This window comes from Streptococcus mitis (assembly GCA_001560895.1).
GTDB classification, from domain to species: Bacteria; Bacillota; Bacilli; order Lactobacillales; family Streptococcaceae; genus Streptococcus; species Streptococcus mitis_Q.
The window spans coordinates 1,981,927-1,998,019 of the sequence record CP014326.1; the positions used below are offsets into that span (position 1 = coordinate 1,981,927).

Annotated in this window: 17 protein-coding genes; all 17 read right to left on the bottom strand. The window is 41.6% G+C overall.

The genetic code is table 11. From position 1 onward, the window contains the following. Nucleotides 1-38 precede the first annotated feature (38 nt). Nucleotides 39-347 (bottom strand): 30S ribosomal protein S10, encoded by a 309-nt coding sequence (locus tag AXK38_09245; GenBank protein AMH89420.1) that lies wholly within the window; start codon nt 345-347, stop codon nt 39-41. 253 nt (nt 348-600) lie between these two features. Then, complete coding sequence (locus AXK38_09250) at nt 601-1,191, bottom strand: ribonucleoside-triphosphate reductase activating protein (protein AMH89421.1); 591 nt, start codon at nt 1,189-1,191, stop codon at nt 601-603. Then, entirely contained in the window at nt 1,184-1,690 is a 507-nt protein-coding gene (locus tag AXK38_09255) for a GNAT family acetyltransferase (protein ID AMH89422.1), read from the bottom strand. The genes AXK38_09250 and AXK38_09255 overlap by 8 nt, the downstream gene beginning before the upstream one ends. A 43-nt stretch (nt 1,691-1,733) precedes the next feature. Then, nucleotides 1,734-1,874, bottom strand: a complete 141-nt coding sequence (locus tag AXK38_09260; GenBank protein AMH89423.1) for a hypothetical protein — start codon at nt 1,872-1,874, stop codon at nt 1,734-1,736. Nucleotides 1,875-1,885: 11 nt separating this feature from the next. Further along, nucleotides 1,886-4,093 carry an anaerobic ribonucleoside triphosphate reductase gene (locus AXK38_09265; protein ID AMH89679.1) on the bottom strand — a complete coding sequence of 736 codons (2,208 nt, stop codon included), beginning with the start codon at nt 4,091-4,093 and terminating at the stop codon, nt 1,886-1,888. 119 nt (nt 4,094-4,212) lie between these two features. Beyond that, entirely contained in the window at nt 4,213-5,766 is a 1,554-nt protein-coding gene (locus tag AXK38_09270) for a damage-inducible protein CinA (GenBank protein AMH89424.1), read from the bottom strand. 36 nt (nt 5,767-5,802) lie between these two features. Beyond that, nucleotides 5,803-5,946: a hypothetical protein gene (locus AXK38_09275; GenBank protein ID AMH89425.1), complete on the bottom strand. Its 144-nt coding sequence runs from the start codon at nt 5,944-5,946 to the stop codon at nt 5,803-5,805. 74 nt (nt 5,947-6,020) lie between these two features. Beyond that, nucleotides 6,021-7,553 carry a cardiolipin synthase gene (locus tag AXK38_09280; protein AMH89426.1) on the bottom strand — a complete coding sequence of 511 codons (1,533 nt, stop codon included), beginning with the start codon at nt 7,551-7,553 and terminating at the stop codon, nt 6,021-6,023. A gap of 139 nt (nt 7,554-7,692) precedes the next feature. Further along, the gene (locus AXK38_09285; GenBank protein AMH89427.1) at nt 7,693-8,157 is read right to left on the bottom strand and encodes a hypothetical protein; all 465 of its coding nucleotides are present in this window, start codon (nt 8,155-8,157) and stop codon (nt 7,693-7,695) included. 84 nt (nt 8,158-8,241) lie between these two features. Beyond that, complete coding sequence (locus AXK38_09290; GenBank protein ID AMH89428.1) at nt 8,242-9,492, bottom strand: dihydrofolate synthase; 1,251 nt, start codon at nt 9,490-9,492, stop codon at nt 8,242-8,244. 353 nt (nt 9,493-9,845) lie between these two features. Beyond that, complete coding sequence (locus AXK38_09295) at nt 9,846-10,151, bottom strand: hypothetical protein (GenBank protein AMH89429.1); 306 nt, start codon at nt 10,149-10,151, stop codon at nt 9,846-9,848. Nucleotides 10,152-10,166: 15 nt separating this feature from the next. Beyond that, the gene (locus tag AXK38_09300) at nt 10,167-10,586 is read right to left on the bottom strand and encodes a crossover junction endodeoxyribonuclease RuvA (GenBank protein AMH89430.1); all 420 of its coding nucleotides are present in this window, start codon (nt 10,584-10,586) and stop codon (nt 10,167-10,169) included. A gap of 3 nt (nt 10,587-10,589) precedes the next feature. Continuing rightward, a complete protein-coding gene (locus AXK38_09305) occupies nt 10,590-10,856 on the bottom strand; it encodes a hypothetical protein (protein ID AMH89431.1) in 267 nt (88 codons plus the stop codon). Nucleotides 10,857-10,942: 86 nt separating this feature from the next. Further along, nucleotides 10,943-11,512 carry a transcriptional regulator gene (locus tag AXK38_09310; protein AMH89432.1) on the bottom strand — a complete coding sequence of 190 codons (570 nt, stop codon included), beginning with the start codon at nt 11,510-11,512 and terminating at the stop codon, nt 10,943-10,945. A 65-nt stretch (nt 11,513-11,577) separates the two neighbouring features. Next, the gene (locus tag AXK38_09315; protein ID AMH89433.1) at nt 11,578-11,976 is read right to left on the bottom strand and encodes an ArsR family transcriptional regulator; all 399 of its coding nucleotides are present in this window, start codon (nt 11,974-11,976) and stop codon (nt 11,578-11,580) included. A gap of 131 nt (nt 11,977-12,107) precedes the next feature. Beyond that, nucleotides 12,108-13,169 carry an X-Pro aminopeptidase gene (locus AXK38_09320; GenBank protein ID AMH89434.1) on the bottom strand — a complete coding sequence of 354 codons (1,062 nt, stop codon included), beginning with the start codon at nt 13,167-13,169 and terminating at the stop codon, nt 12,108-12,110. After that, nucleotides 13,162-15,993 (bottom strand): ABC-ATPase UvrA, encoded by a 2,832-nt coding sequence (locus AXK38_09325; protein ID AMH89435.1) that lies wholly within the window; start codon nt 15,991-15,993, stop codon nt 13,162-13,164. Before AXK38_09325 ends, AXK38_09320 begins: the two co-directional genes overlap by 8 nt. Nucleotides 15,994-16,093: the final 100 nt, after the last annotated feature.

Here is a 16,093-nt window from a genome sequence, read left to right on the forward strand (position 1 = left end):
AACGAGCGTTTTTTATGCTCAAGGTATCAAGCTTTAGATTAAAGTTTGATTTCTACGTTTACACCACTTGGAAGATCCAATTTCATCAAAGCATCAACTGTTTTTTGAGTTGGGTTAACGATATCGATCAAACGTTTGTGTGTACGCATTTCAAATTGTTCGCGAGAGTCTTTGTATTTGTGAGTCGCACGAATAATTGTGTAGAGGCTACGTTCAGTTGGAAGTGGGATTGGACCCGCAACTTGAGCACCTGTACGAGTAGCTGATTCTACGATTTTTGCAGCCGCTGTGTCAAGCGTACGGTGTTCGTAAGCTTTCAAACGGATACGGATTTTTTTGTTTGCCATCTTTTTCTCCTTTTCGTCTATTTAAGATAATAGGCTAGCTCCACAAGAAAACCGACGCGGTGTTGCGTGGCAATGCAACCGAGCGTGTCGCAACCTCTTGCATCAAAGCTAAAGCTGTAATTTACAGCACCATAATATAATAACACAAAGCCCCTGCGATTGCAAGGGATTTGTTGCTGTTTTTTAAATTTTTTAACATGAAAATGTTTTCTTTTTTGACAGATCATTTATTTAAGTGTTTTATGGAAGAAAGTTACTCTCTCTTCACCTGTTCATAGCTTTCTTTTCCGTCATTAAGCTTGTCCCAAGTCACTACTTGCCCACTTTTGAGGGATTTTTGCACATCGATAATTCGTTGGTTGGACGAACCTCGAAACTGGAGCATGAGATTTCTCTTAGTTCGATCATACCGTCCATCGACAAGAATGTCAATCAGTGATAAAAGTTCCAGTTTATCTTGTGTCTCCAACATCATTTCTTCCCAAGTGTAGCCCGTCCAGGACCAGATGTCTTTGTCTGGCAATTCCTTCCGGATACGTTTCACAAGTGGCAAGAGAATGCCCGTATTGAGAAAGGGCTCTCCTCCTAACAAAGTCAAGCCTTGAACATAGGGCTGAGCAAGATCTGCCATGATTTGTTCTTCTAATTCTGCTGTATAGGGAATGCCAGCATTAAAAGACCAAGTCGCAACATTATAACATCCCTCGCAGTGAAACATGCAACCTGATACATAGAGAGAGTTACGCACGCCTTCGCCATCAACAAAGTTAAAGGCCTTGTAGTCAATGATACGACCTTGACTAAGTTCCTCGCTTTTCCATTCTTGTGGTTTTGGATTATTCATTCGCTACCTCTATCCAATAACGCTCAACTCCATTACGAACATCTTCAAGAATCCCTCCATTTGCTAGAATGACTGATCTGCTAGCAGGATTATTCACGCTACAGGTCACCAGAGCTTTCTTGATGTTCTTTTCCTTAGCAACTTGCAAACCCTGACGGAGAGTCACTTTAGCATAACCCTTGCCTCTTTCAGATGGTCGGATGGAGTATCCAATGTGGCCACCTTTTTCTAGTAGGAAGTTATTGAGGCGCAATCGGAGGTTAAGAAATCCAAGTGCTTGACCTTTCCCGGAAAAAGCTACTAGTTGAATTGCTGGAACCCATCCTTCAGACAGATTAATTCCCATTTCCTGATTCTGATTGTTTTCTAACCAGTCTTCATAAGAAAAATTCTCTGTATCCCAAAAACCACCGTCGTGAGGCGACTGATATTTTTCAAATTCCGCCATCATGTCTATAACAGCTGTCTTATCTGCTAATCTTGGTCTGCGTAGTTCCATCCTTACCTCCCACTAAGAGAAAAGCGAGAGCTGACTCTCACTTTTATTTTTTCTTATTCTTGTTTAAAAATTGTTCTCTGAGGCTGAGTAAGCGTTCTTTTTTACCAGCTCCACCTTTAGAGTGTTTCTCGTGATAACGGGCCACTTGTGCGCGCCCCTTATCATCTAATTGATATTTTCCCATTTCATTTCTTTCTAATTTATTACTTGATGCCCAGCTATTTTAATCGTTGAACCATTCATATGTTTGACACGCGCAGCTATTTCCTTGTGACGGCCGTTGACCATAGGTCTCGCTTGAGGATTACCTAAGTAGCCACAAGTTCGTTTGACCACATCTACGGTTTTAGGATCACTATTGCCACAGTTTGGACAAGCAAATCCTCTTTCAGTTGGTTCAAAATCCCCTTCAAAGTCACACTTGTAGCAATGGTCAATCGGAGTATTGGTTCCTAGATAGCCCACGCGGTCATAGGCATAGTCCCAGACAGCTTCCAAGGCTTTTGGATTTTGCTGGAGGACTGGATACTCACAATAATGGATAAAACCACCTGACGCACCTGCTTCTGGATAGACTTTCTCAAAATCTAATTTTTCAAACGGTGTTGGATTTTTACGAACATCATAATGGAAAGAATTGGTGTAGTATTCTTTATCTGTAATATCCGGAATAGAGCCAAACTTCTCTGTATCTAGTCGGCAGAAACGGTCTGTCAGACTTTCAGATGGTGTTGAATAAATTGAGAAATGGTAACCATATTGATCCGACCACTCTTCTACACGGCGTTTCATATCACGAATGATATCCAGCGTAAATTCCTTGGCGTCTGGATTGTGTTCCCAGCTATTTCCAAAGAAGACAGTAGCCACTTCGTATAAACCGATGTAGCCCAGCGAAACGGTTGCGCGACGATTCTTAAAGAGCTGATCAACACTTTCTTCTTTACCCAGACGATGGCCAAAAGCGCCGTACTGATAAAGGATAGGAGCATTGGCTGGTGTCGCCTCTTTAGTACGTTCGACACGATAAACCAGAGCATCTTCTGCGATATTCATACGCTCGTTGAAGATTTCCCAGAACTTATTCATGTCTCCTTCAGACTCAAGAGCAATACGAGGAAGATTGACCGTCACAACACCTAGATTCATCCGACCCGAATTGACTTCTACACCATTTTCATCCTTCCATCCTTGGAGGAAAGAACGACAACCCATAGGAACCTTGAAAGAACCTGTCAAGTCAACAATCTTATCATAGGACAAAACATCTGGGTACATCCGCTTGGTTGCACACTCGAGGGCCAACTGTTTGATGTCATAGTTTGGAGTCCCTTCTTCCAAGTTGAGGTCTCTTTTCAGAGTAAAAATCAGTTTAGGGAAGATAGCCGTACGATGTTCTGAACCAAGACCCTTGATACGAATGGTCAAGATAGCTTTTTGAATTTCTCGTTCAAAACGACTGGTTCCCAGACCAAAACCTAGTGAAGTAAAAGGTGTTTGACCATTTGAAGTGAAGAGAGTATTGATTTCATACTCAAGAGATTGCATGGCATCGTAGATGTCTTTTTGGGTTTTCTTCCAAGCGTAATCTTCCCGTTTGTCAGGCAAGACCCATTCTTCTGCATCTTTGAGATGTTTTTGATAATTCTTCTCTGCGTAAGGCGCCAAGACCTCATCGATACGGTCAGCTGAACAGCCTCCGTACTGGCTAGAAGCAACGTTGGCAATGATTTGGGAAATCTGAGCTGTCGCAGTCTGAATAGACTTAGGACTCTCTACCTCTGCATTTCCAATCTTAAAACCATTTTCCAACATCCCTTTAAAATCAATCAAACAGCAGTTGGTCATAGGGGTATAGGGGCTGTAGTCCAAATCGTGATAGTGGATATCCCCTTTTTGATGGGCATTGGCTACATGCTTAGGAAGCATTTGCAGTCCGATTGACTTTCCAACAATCCCTGCTGTCAAATCACGCTGGGTGTTAAAGACATCACTGTCTTTATTAGCATTTTCATTGACAACTGCTTGATCTTTGTTGAGAAGTTTGTGGATACTAAAGTTGATATCTGTCGCTTTTGAGCGCTCAAAATCCCTCTGTGTCCGATAAGTAATATACTCTTCAGCCAAGGCGTATTCTTTGGCTTCAAGGAGTTCATGTTCTACGATATTTTGGATTTCATAAATCTTAACTCCCTGCGGAAAACGACTATGAATTTCTGTGACAATTCGCTCAGTCAGAGCATTGAGGCGTTTTTCGACTAAGGGTGTCACGTCCATAACCTTGTCTGCCCCCTTGTGGAGAGCTTTATCAATCTTGTCCACATCAAATACAACACGTCTTCCATCTCGTTTCTCGACGAAGAGAGTTGGCAAAATTGTAATTTTTTCTTCTAGTGCAATCATATGCATGCTCTTTTCTAAAATGTTCTTTCTAAAAAGTATTATACCACTCTAAAAAGAAAAATCAATATCTTGTGTTAAAAATCCTAAAATTTTTAAAAATACACAAGATATTGATTTTGTTATTTAATTTTATAGACTTTGAATTCTGAGTAATCAGTCTTTACTTGTTGGTAATTTTCTTTCAAGAGTGTTTCTACTTCAGACCAGACTGGCACCTTGTCATTCACCACAATCAATTTAGGTTGATTTTCTTTCAAATCATTGATCAAACTAGTTTTATTTTCTTCTGTATTCGTGTAGAAAAGAGGTGATGAGAACATGGATCCAGCCAAACGCTGGCTTTCTTTATAGATCTGAACATGAGAATCCCAGATATAGATTTGGTCTCCCTCACTCGTCTCTTGTTTTATTCTATCCACTACTTGATGTTGCTCACTATAAGAAGCTGGATGCAAGACAAAACGAGCTACAAAAGGAACTGCAATTAGATAAACCACTACTAGAATCGGTAAGTAGAGATTTCCCCTCATAAATTTTTTCCATAAAGTTGGAACTTCCTCTCTTCTCCGACGACGTGCTATCCTTCCCGAGTGTTCCCCACGAATACTGGTCATCAAAAGAAGGAGCAAAAATAGAAGAATCAGAATTAAATGTGAACCGTGGAGAGGTTCTCGAGACAAGAGCAGTAAGGCTAGGACAAATAATAAAACAAAGCTAGCTGGTACTGAGATGACATATAATCTAGATGCTTTAGATTGGAACAAGCCCAGAAAAACAAGGATGAAGCTTCCTAATCCAAAAGTTAATAGACCATAGAATAAAGCATTTTCTGCTAACTGCGGATTAGTAAAAGCCACCATAGAAGTAAATGGATACAAAAATCTACTTAAAGCCTCTTCAAAACCTCCTGAAATGATGACATAGTAGCCTAAAGGATAAAATAGGAGAGAGAAACCAAGTGCTGTCGTAAAAAATTGGTAAATTCCATGTATAAAGCGTCCATGTCCAATATTAAAGACCAATAAACCTACAGTTATCGCTACAATAAATAGAAGACTAGTTAGGGGTTCTATGAAAAATGATAGGGCTAAGAAAATCCCCAAACGTAGAAATCCCTTGTCATGGTTAGGATTTGATAGATAACGCGCTACTAAAGAAAAGCCTGCAAATAAGAATGGAAGAGCTACAATCGTAGCATAGCCTCCGCCAAAACCGAGACCAGACACCAAAATATAAAATATTGTTAGGAGTTGTTTGGCTTGATCCCTCTGTCCCGTCAGATAGTCAGTTGCAGAAAAAAGGAAATACCCCCCTCCTAAGAGGGCTAGCCATTCTACCAAGGCAAAAAGGATACCTCCTTGGGTAATGTAAAGTAGTAAGTAATAGAGAAGACCTTGACCAGCATAATAGCTACTGTAGAGCTGTCCTCCCTGATGCAAAGCCCACCCTATATACAAATCCTGAGCCTGAGAAGGACTTACCATATCTAAAAGTAAAGGAAGCACCACAGAAAAAACCGTCGCAATCGTACTTCCAATGATGAGTCTAAAAAACGGGAAAGCTAGGCGCTCTTCTTTTTCCAGGTTCGATTCAAGATTCCTATCCAATCTATTTTCTATTTCATTACTCTGTATCGTTTCGGATACTTCTTCGATTCTGCCATATACAGCCATATCGTTTCTCCTATTCAATTTATCTGTCTTAGTATATCAAAAAGTCCTAGGATTGTCAGCTTGCGATGGCTGTTTGAGTGATTTTTTGCATAGTTTCACAAAGGTTTCAATTTCCCGAAATCGATGTAAATTCGTCTGTTTAAATGTCCTGATATAATCCAATTCTTTCTGAGTCAGCATCGTCCCCCCTATATCTTCTTATTCGTAAAAGGCAAGAAAAATAGGACTGGTTTGTGTCCTCAGTCCTAGATTTCTTATAAGATTGGGGCAAATAACTGGGCAATTTCCTTAATCAATTTTTGATACCAGCTATTTTTTATCGTATGAGGGAAAATTTCTTGCGATACTGAAAAAATCTCTTGAAAATCTTTTTGAATCTCTGTGATTGATTCTGTTTTATATAGCAAGACTGCATTTTCATAATGGTGAAGCAAACTTCTATAATCTAAGTTAATGGTTCCAACTGTAGCAAAATCCTTATCCACTAGGATTTGTTTACTGTGGATAAAGCCTGGACTATACTCAAAAATCCTTACTCCTGTTGACAACAAATCCGGATAGGCCCCTCTCGTGATGAGTTGGATTAATTTTTTATCCGGAATGAAAGGTGTTACAATGCGGACATCAACACCCCTCATGGCCGCATTTTTAATACTCTCTGTTAAGTCATAGTCAATAATCAAATAGGGGGTTGTGATATAGACTAAATCAGTAGCCTGATTAATCAAACTTTGATAAACTTTTTTCCCTACCTGGGTACGGAAGATGGGCTTGGGTCCACTACCGTAAGGAATGCAGAGCCCTTGGCCAGAACAAGGCTGATTTTCCAAGTGATACTGGTCAAAATCGCTGATTTCCCCACGATTGATATACCAGGTCATCAAAAAGAGACGGGTGAGAGCCTTGACACCAGGACCATCTAAGCGAATCCCACTATCCTTCCAATAACCAAAGCGTTCTACATGATTGATGTACTCATCGGCTAAGTTAATCCCTCCTGTATAGGCTATCTGACCATCTATGACAAGGATTTTCCGATGGTCTCGATTATTATAAGCTACTGTCAAACGAGGAATCACCTTGTTAAATTTGTGGGCTTCAATGCCTCGACTACGAAGTTGAATAGTATAGTCTCCAGGTAAAGTCGCCATACAGCCGATATCATCATAGAGCATCTTGACCTCTACACCTTGAGCTGCCTTTTGCTCTAGTATGTCTAGTATGCTATTCCACATCAGACCTTCTTCGACAATATAGTACTCTAGAAAGATAAACTTTTCAGCTTTCTTGAGGTCTTCCAGCATATGTTGCCACATGCTTTCACCTGAAGGAAAGAATTGTGAGGCCGTTCGATCATATACATCGGCATTGTTATCCATACTCAACAAAGATTTAATAACCCCGTAAGCCGCCTTATCCTCTTCCTTCAATTTCTGGCGGAGTGCTTTACTGTTATCTTCCCGAAAATGCATCGAACCAAGTTTGTCCAACTGTTTGATTTCTTTTTTGGACAATCGCCTTTCTCCGAACATCAGATAGAGCAGGGGGCCAATGATAGGAACAAAAGTTACCACTAACCACATTACTTTGCTTTCAGGTGTCATAGAACGATTGACAATCGCGACAATAGTCGCCATACTCATAATGATTAAGAGAATCACCCAAAGAATAGGGGCCATGCGCCCTAAATAAAGAAAGAGACCAAAAACAAGAGAAAGCTCAAGTAGCATAATCAAAAGACTAAAGCCATACTTGGACATCAATAATTGAAATTTCCTATATTTCATATCCCCTCCTTGATATTTTGAATGCTAAAAACAGGTAACTGATACTAGTATAACTCAGGTATTCGACAGAAGGCAAGTATTTATGATTATTTTTCTGAGTAATCATAAAAGAGACCGAAAAATCCAGTCTCCTACTAGTCTATTTTGATAAAACGATGCGATCAGACGCTTCTCTATCCATATCGTCGATAATCATCTGGTTACCATTGATTGTATAAATCTTGGCATCATCACCAATAATCATGCGTTGATTGGCTGGATCGAAGCTGACCTGTTTGATTTCTTGATCTCCGTCAGTTTCTACCTGTGTCCATGTACCAGTTGTTCCAGTTACCACTAAAGTGATGCGGTCTCCTTCATCCTGACCAGTATAAGTTCCATCAATATTGGTTGGTTGAGCTGTAACTGTATTTTGTGAAGAACTTGTTGCTGCCTGGTTTGTATTTTCTGTAGAAGATGAAGTAGCAGGTTGTGATTGCTGAGTTTGTTGTGTTTGCGGTTGAGCTGCTGGTTGTTGAACCTGTTGAGTTCTTTGTGAACAAGCTACTAAGAGACTAAGACTTGCTAAAGAAGCAAGAGAAAGTGTGAATGTTTTTAATTTCATGATGAATTTCCTTTCTTCTACCAATTTAGAGCAATTTTCTTCTAACTGGCAGTTCCCCTAGTATAACAAGTTCAAAAAAGGAGGTCAATTTATCTGCTCATGCTCCTGTAGGTGACTCCGTACTTCTGATATAAAATAGAGAGACCCTGTGACGAACAATAAGTCCTGCGCGTCGCTTCTTTCTTCAAAACTACTAATAAATTCTCGGTAAGAAGGAATTACATCATAACCTAACACATCCTTTTCGTCCAAAGCACCCTGATAGTCAAAGCCAGCCACCTTGAGTTCCACTTGAGGTAAATTTTCAGTCAGATAACCCAACATCCCTTGATAATCCTTACGTTTCAAGGCTCCAAATAAGATTTGAGGACGATAGCCTTCCTGCTCTTTTTCTTTGATAAACTCAACCAAGCGAGTCAAGGCAGGGAGGTTATGAGCACCATCCAAGTATATCTGCGGACGAATACGCTCCAAACGACCAGCCCAATGGGTCTTCGCTAAAGCCTGTCTTACAGCCTGCTCATCAACAACTTCCTTTCCTTCTCTCATAAAGAGAAGAAATACTTGCAACGCCAAGGCCGCATTTTCCTGCTGATAGGCTCCTTCCAAGCCTATTTTCAACTGTGAGAGGGTTCCTAAAGAACTTGAAAAATCACCATTCAGCATTGAAAAATCCTGGCCTGCCTGATAAAGGTCAGCAGCTAAAGATTCCGCTTTTTCCTGACAAACAAGACTAGCTTCTGGAGGCAATTTGGCAATCACTGCCTTCTTGCCAGCCTTGAAAATGCCAGCTTTTTGCTCTGCAATTGCTTCTAGACTATCACCCAAGGTCTCCTGATGATCAAGGCCGATGGAGGTGATGACAGCAATCTCTCCAGTTACCACATTGGTCGTGTCAAGTAATCCACCAATTCCCACTTCTAGTAAAACCAAATCCACCTCTTGCTCCCTAAAATAAAGAAAAGCAATCAAGGTCAGCAATTCAAAAAAAGACAATTGATCATGGGTTTGCAGAAGCGTCTTTTCCATCTCCTTGACCTGCTCAGCTAAACGGATAAAGTCTGCATCAGCTATTGGTTGCCCATTAATGCAGATTCGGTCATTGATAGAGACGATATGAGGAGAGGTAAAGGTCGCAACTTTCTTTCCATGCCCCATAAATAATTCCTTCATAAAAGCAATGGTAGAACCTTTTCCATTAGTTCCTGTTACGTGGATAATAGGGTAAGACTTCTCGGGATTTCCTAACAAATCCACCGCTTCTTGCATTCGGCCCAAACCTGATCGAAAATTCAAACCAATACGACTATGGAGCCATTCTTCGACTTCAAACATACACATCTCCTTGACAAAAGTCCAATTAATTACCTAGCAAAATTCCGTAGATAACAAAAAATGAGGTCAGGATTTTCGTCCCAACCTCTTACCTGGTTAACTAATAACTAGCCACTATAAATTTTAATGTGGGGTGAAAATATCCACCGGACGTTCCAACTCTTCTAATTTTCAGGAGTTGGGGTGATACAGTCTCCCAGACTTACTGACGGTTTTTATTTTTAGCGTCAGGCTAAAAACATCCCCCGGACGTTCCAACTCTTCCAATTTCTAGGAGTTGGGGTAAAAATATCCACTGGACTGCCTGCATTTCTAATTTCTAGCGCAGGGCTAAACACGTCCACAGGACGTGTTTACTCCTCCATAAAGCTGTTGAAGACTTCTTCAATCATGTTCCATTCGTCTTCTGAGTCTTCTGGGATTGGTTGCAATTCGCCTTCTGTTCCATCTTCGTTTTCAATGAATGAGTAAGCTTGGATTTCAACTTGTCCGTCTTCGTCTTCTTCTGCGTTAACTGGTACTAGAAGAACATAGTTTTTACCAAATTCTTCTTTTCCGTCAATCGTCAAAAGGATTTCAAACAAGGTTTCATTTCCTTGCTCATCTACTAGTGTAATTAATTCACGTTCTTCGTGGTCGTGGTTATGATCGTGTGACATAGCCTCTCCTTTATATTAAAATTTTCTATCTAAATAATTTTGTAAAATCAGCTGAGCTGCTAACTTATCAATGACTTTCTTTCGCTTATTGCGACTGATATCTGCTTGTTCAATCAACATGCGCTCTGCAGCAACTGTTGTCAAGCGTTCATCTTGATAGTCTACTGGTAAACCAAAAAGCTCTTCTAGCTTTGCTCCGTATGCTTGACTAGCTTCCACGCGCGGTCCGCTTGTATTGTTCATGTTTTTAGGCAGGCCCACTACAAATCGTTCCACCTTGTAAGTATCAACCAACTCCTTAACGCGGTCAAAACCAAATTGGCCTTGCTCCTCATTGATTTGGATGATTTCAAGTCCTTGAGCTGTAAAACCGAGCGGATCACTAATCGCCACCCCTACCGTTTTTGAACCGACGTCCAATCCCATAATTCTCATAGGTTACAGATTGACTCCTTGTCCTTTTAGGTAGTAGCGAACCAACTCCTCAACGATTTCATCACGCTCATACTTACGGATTTGATTTCGTGCATTATTATAACGAGGAACGTAGGCAGGGTCTCCACTCAATACGTAACCTACGATTTGGTTAATTGGGTTGTAGCCCTTATCGTTCAACGAAGCATAGACATCAGTCAAAGTTTCGCTAATTTCTTTTTTATTGGAATCGTCCAATTTAAAACGTACTGTTTCTTCAGTAAATCCCATTCTAACACCCTCTTTCCTTAGAATAGTACCATTATAGCATAATTCCTTACCTTCTACAATTCAGGCAGTCTATTTATTTGGATTTTCTATTGTTCTGTCGCGCCATTTGCCAATCTGTCTGAAATATATTTGCTTGGTTCATTCTTCAAGAGATTTTCTAAACCAATGTTCTTCAAATATTCTAACTGAGAAGCCTTCTTGACATCCAAAACTTGAAAATCATAACTAGTCGTTGTTTGAAGTTCTGTTGCACTTAATAATTTGGTTTCAAGCTTAAAGCCTGCCAATTTACGAGCTTCTATGATGGATTCGTCTTTCTCTTCCGCCTCGAGAAGAGCTTTTTGAGTTTCTTCCACTCCATGTTGGTCAATATAAGTCTTCAGCTCATCTGAGACTGGACGCTTTTGTTGAATCGTTAAGCTCAAAAAAGTTTTGTCTTTATAAATAATGATTTGGGTTTGCTGGCTACCATCACCTGACTTGGGCAAGACCAAAGTCTTGGTGACAACTGTATTCTTCTCAGCATTTTCAATAACTGGCAATGCCGACTGAAGCGTATCTTTTTCTGTTTTTGTAGCTGTTCCAGTTTCTTTTTTCTGTCCACAACCAGCCAGGACAAAAAGGAAAGCTAGACTAACAAGAACAATTTTTTTCATTTCTCTCTTCTTTCTTTTTCAGATTAAAACAGAACAAGACTGAGAATTGCTCCCAGCCTTGATGTTTATAGAGCTGCACGCAAACGTGCTTCTGCATTTTCTACATTACGGACAGAGCGTGGTAGGAAGGCACGAATATCGTCTTCCTTGTAGCCAACTTGTAGGCGTTTTTCATCTACAAGGATTGGGCTCTTTAAAATTCTCGGTGTTTCCATAATCAGATTGAGGACTTCATTGACACTCAAATCTTCAATATCCACTCCAAGGGCTTTGGCATAGCGATTTTTAGATGAGACGATGCTGGCTATTCCGTTATCTGTTTTTGTCAGAATATCCAATAATTCTTCTCTCGTAATTCCTTCTTTACCAAGATTTTGTTCTTTATAACTTAACTGGTGGGCATTGAGCCAGGTTTTTGCTTTTTTACAGCTAGTGCAACTTGAGACTGTATAAATTTTAATCATGTACCTACCCCTTTCGCTACATGTTACTATCAGTTTAGTCTATTATACCATAAAAAACATCCGACTTGCGACCTATTTTAAAATTTTTTTGACTTTTTCCGTCATTTTCGTACTTTTTTCTTGACAAATAACTAAATGACTATCAACTCTTTTGGAGCTAGGGTCAACAATTCACAACCTGTCTCTGTAATCAGGATATCATCCTCAATACGAACGCCATATTTGCCTTCGATATAGATACCTGGTTCATCTGTCAAGGCCATACCTGCCTTAATAGTTTCTGTAGAAGTCTGGCTAAAGTATGGTTCCTCATGGATATCCAGTCCAATACCGTGTCCTATACCGTGGGTAAAGTAGTCGCCATAGCCTGCCTCGATGATAATATCTCGAGGAATTTTGTCAAAGTCACGGAAACCTAAGCCAGCCTTAGATTGGTCAATCAGAGCTTGGTTGGCTTTGAGGACCGTATTGTAAATCTCTGCTTGCTCGTCGCTAACATGCCCTAGATAGATAGTCCGTGTCATATCACTGACATAGTGGTCATAAAGGCAACCGAAGTCCATAGTAATGGCTTCTCCTAGCTCCACTGGTTTGTGCATAGGATGGGCATGGGGTTTGGAAGAGTTGATACCACTAGCTAGAATCGTATCAAAAGATAAGCCAGATGCTCCCAACTCACGCATGCGGAAGTCAAGGAAGTTGGCAATCTCAATTTCAGTCTTTCCTGGCTTAATAAAGTCAAGCGCATCGCCGAAAGCTTGGTCTGAGATAGAACAAGCCTTGCGAATAGCTGCAATCTCCGCTTCATCCTTAATCATACGAAGACCTTCAACAAACTGAGTTTGTGGAAGTAAGTCAATTCCTTCAAAAGTTGCCTGCATACGGTGATAATAAGAGACCGAAATCTCGTCCTCAAAACCAATTCGAGACAAGCCCATGTCCTTGACAATTCCTGCAATGATAGCCAATTCATCACGGTCAGCCACAATCTCAAAACCACTGGTTTCTTGCTTGGCTGCAATGATATAGCGAGAGTCTGTCACCAAGACCTGACGGTCACGGCTGATGAAGACTGTTCCGTTTGAGCCCCAAAAACCAGTCAAATAATAGACGTTTTTAAGGTTATTGATGATGATGCCATCTAGTTCTTTTTCTTGCATTTTAGCGAGAAATGCTTGTACACGTTTATTCATGATGTAACTTTCCTTTCAAATAATGTCCTGTGTAGCTGGCTTCATTGGCAGCTACTTCTTCTGGAGTTCCCGTTGCGATGATGGTTCCACCACCGACACCGCCCTCAGGTCCCAAGTCGATGATATGGTCTGCTGTCTTGATAACGTCTAGATTGTGCTCAATGACGAGGACTGTATTGCCATCGTCGACAAAGCGAGCTAAAACCTTGAGCAAGCGAGCAATGTCCTCAGTATGAAGACCTGTCGTCGGCTCATCCAGAATGTAGAAAGATTTTCCCGTCGAGCGTTTGTGAAGTTCGCTAGCCAACTTCATACGCTGGGCTTCTCCCCCTGAAAGGGTGGTAGCTGGTTGCCCTAGCGTTACATATCCCAGTCCCACATCCTTGATTGTCTGAAGTTTGCGTTGAATTTTCGGAATGTGTTGGAAGAATTCCACCGCATCATTAACCGTCATATCCAAGACCTGCGAGATATTCTTTTCCTTGTAGTGAACTTCTAGGGTTTCACTGTTGTAGCGGGTACCATGGCAGACTTCACAAGCCACGTATACATCTGGCAAGAAGTGCATCTCAATCTTGATAATCCCGTCACCTGAACAGGCTTCACAGCGACCACCCTTGACGTTGAAACTGAAACGACCCTTCTTGTAGCCTCGAATCTTAGCTTCATTTGTCTGGGCAAAGAGGTCACGTATATCGTCAAAAACTCCCGTATAGGTAGCTGGATTAGACCTCGGCGTTCGTCCAATCGGGCTCTGGTCAATATCAATCAAGCGGTCTACATGCTCAATCCCTGTAATAGTTTTAAACTTACCAGGTTTGTCTGAATTGCGGTTGAGCTTCTGGGCAATGGCTTTTTTGAGGATACTATTGATCAAGGTCGACTTGCCTGAGCCCGACACCCCTGTCACCGCAATGAATTTTCCGAGAGGGAAGCGAGCAGTGATATTTTGTAGGTTGTTTTCACACGCTCCTGTCACTTCGATAAAACGACCATTTCCTACACGGCGCTCGTCTGGTACTGGAATGGCACGTTTGCCTGACAAGTACTGGCCTGTGATAGACTTACTGTTACGAGCTACCTGTTTAGGCGTACCTGCCGCAACAATTTCCCCACCAAAAACACCAGCACCAGGACCAACGTCAATCAAATAGTCCGCTTCGCGCATGGTATCTTCATCGTGTTCCACCACGATGAGTGTATTACCCAAATCGCGCATCTTTTTGAGACTGGCGATCAAACGATCATTGTCCCTCTGGTGAAGACCAATTGACGGCTCATCTAGGATATAGAGGACACCAGATAGGTTGGAACCAATCTGGGTTGCCAAACGAATACGCTGACTTTCCCCACCTGAAAGGGTTCCTGCTGAGCGTGACAGGGTTAGATAGTTAAGACCCACATTATTAAGGAAGGTCAAACGGTCCTTGATTTCCTTGAGAATGGGACGAGCAATGATGGCTTCATTTTCCGACAAGGTTAACTGGCTCACCAACTCCAAGTGGTCTGCGATAGACAGGTCTGAAATTTCTCCGATATGTGGTCCTTGCTCACCACCTACACGGACAGACAAGGCCTGGTCATTGAGGCGATAACCATGACAAGTTCCGCAGGTCAGCTCATTCATGTAGAGACGCATCTGGGTGCGGGTGTAATCGCTGTTTGTCTCGTGATAGCGACGTTTGATATTATTGACAACTCCTTCAAACGGAATGTCTATATCGCGCACACCACCAAATTCATTCTCATAGTGGAAATGGAATTCCTTGCCATCTGAGCCGTAGAGAATCAAGTTCTTATCCTCTTCTAACAAGTCCTCAAAAGGCTTATCCATATCCACTCCAAAAGCTGTCATAGCCTGCTCTAGCATGTTTGGATAGTAGTTGGATGAGATAGGATTCCAAGGTGCCAAGGCTCCCTCACGTAGCGTTTTGCTAGCATCTGGCACTACCAAATCAGTATCCACCTCTAGCTTAATACCCAAACCATCACACTCACTACAAGAACCAAAAGGAGCATTGAAGGAGAAGAGACGAGGCTCTAACTCTGGTACGGTAAAACCACAAACTGGACAGGCATAATGCTCAGAGAAGAGCAACTCAGAGTCGTCCATGGTGTCGATAATGACATAACCTTCTGCAATACGAAGGGCAGCCTCAATGGAATCAAAGAGACGACTACGGATGCCCTCCTTGATAACAATACGGTCAACCACGACATCGATATTGTGTTGCTTGCTCTTGGATAACTCTGGCACTTCGGTCACATCATAGACTTCCCCATCCACTCGGACGCGGACATATCCATCTTTCTGAACCTTTTCAATAACACTCTTATGTTGGCCTTTTTTCTTGCGGATGACAGGGGCCAAGATCTGCAAGCGCTGGCGTTCAGGTAACTCCAAAACCCCATCAACGATTTGCTCTACAGAAGAAGCCTTGATAGCTCCATGCCCGTTGATACAGTAAGGCGTCCCCACACGCGCATAGAGGAGACGCAGATAGTCATTGATTTCAGTCGTTGTTCCCACCGTCGAGCGAGGATTTTTACTAGTCGTTTTCTGGTCGATGGAAATAGCTGGGCTGAGACCATCAATGGCATCTACATCAGGCTTCTCCATATTTCCCAAGAATTGACGAGCGTAGGCTGACAAACTCTCCACATAGCGACGTTGTCCCTCCGCATAGAGGGTATCAAAGGCCAGACTGGATTTCCCTGAACCTGACAAACCTGTCACAACAACTAGCTTGTCTCGTGGAATCTCCACATCAATATTTTTTAAATTATGGGCACGCGCCCCATGAATGACAATTTTATCTTGCATCTTTGTTCTTTCTAGTCCATTATTGCTTACCATTATACCAAAAAAAGTGAGATTCTATTACCCAAAAGACTGAATTTGTAGTATAATAGTACGGTGTGAA

Bases quoted from the DNA above. Each gene is read 5' to 3' on its own strand.
- AXK38_09245 (AMH89420.1), bottom strand. From the start codon at position 347: ATGGCAAACAAAAAAATCCGTATCCGTTTGAAAGCTTACGAACACCGT.
- AXK38_09250 (AMH89421.1), bottom strand. From the start codon at position 1,191: ATGAATAATCCAAAACCACAAGAATGGAAAAGCGAGGAACTTAGTCAA.
- AXK38_09255 (AMH89422.1), bottom strand. From the start codon at position 1,690: ATGGAACTACGCAGACCAAGATTAGCAGATAAGACAGCTGTTATAGAC.
- AXK38_09260 (AMH89423.1), bottom strand. From the start codon at position 1,874: ATGGGAAAATATCAATTAGATGATAAGGGGCGCGCACAAGTGGCCCGT.
- AXK38_09265 (AMH89679.1), bottom strand. From the start codon at position 4,093: ATGATTGCACTAGAAGAAAAAATTACAATTTTGCCAACTCTCTTCGTC.
- AXK38_09270 (AMH89424.1), bottom strand. From the start codon at position 5,766: ATGGCTGTATATGGCAGAATCGAAGAAGTATCCGAAACGATACAGAGT.
- AXK38_09275 (AMH89425.1), bottom strand. From the start codon at position 5,946: ATGCTGACTCAGAAAGAATTGGATTATATCAGGACATTTAAACAGACG.
- AXK38_09280 (AMH89426.1), bottom strand. From the start codon at position 7,553: ATGAAATATAGGAAATTTCAATTATTGATGTCCAAGTATGGCTTTAGT.
- AXK38_09285 (AMH89427.1), bottom strand. From the start codon at position 8,157: ATGAAATTAAAAACATTCACACTTTCTCTTGCTTCTTTAGCAAGTCTT.
- AXK38_09290 (AMH89428.1), bottom strand. From the start codon at position 9,492: ATGTTTGAAGTCGAAGAATGGCTCCATAGTCGTATTGGTTTGAATTTT.
- AXK38_09295 (AMH89429.1), bottom strand. From the start codon at position 10,151: ATGTCACACGATCATAACCACGACCACGAAGAACGTGAATTAATTACA.
- AXK38_09300 (AMH89430.1), bottom strand. From the start codon at position 10,586: ATGAGAATTATGGGATTGGACGTCGGTTCAAAAACGGTAGGGGTGGCG.
- AXK38_09305 (AMH89431.1), bottom strand. From the start codon at position 10,856: ATGGGATTTACTGAAGAAACAGTACGTTTTAAATTGGACGATTCCAAT.
- AXK38_09310 (AMH89432.1), bottom strand. From the start codon at position 11,512: ATGAAAAAAATTGTTCTTGTTAGTCTAGCTTTCCTTTTTGTCCTGGCT.
- AXK38_09315 (AMH89433.1), bottom strand. From the start codon at position 11,976: ATGATTAAAATTTATACAGTCTCAAGTTGCACTAGCTGTAAAAAAGCA.
- AXK38_09320 (AMH89434.1), bottom strand. From the start codon at position 13,169: ATGAATAAACGTGTACAAGCATTTCTCGCTAAAATGCAAGAAAAAGAA.
- AXK38_09325 (AMH89435.1), bottom strand. From the start codon at position 15,993: ATGCAAGATAAAATTGTCATTCATGGGGCGCGTGCCCATAATTTAAAA.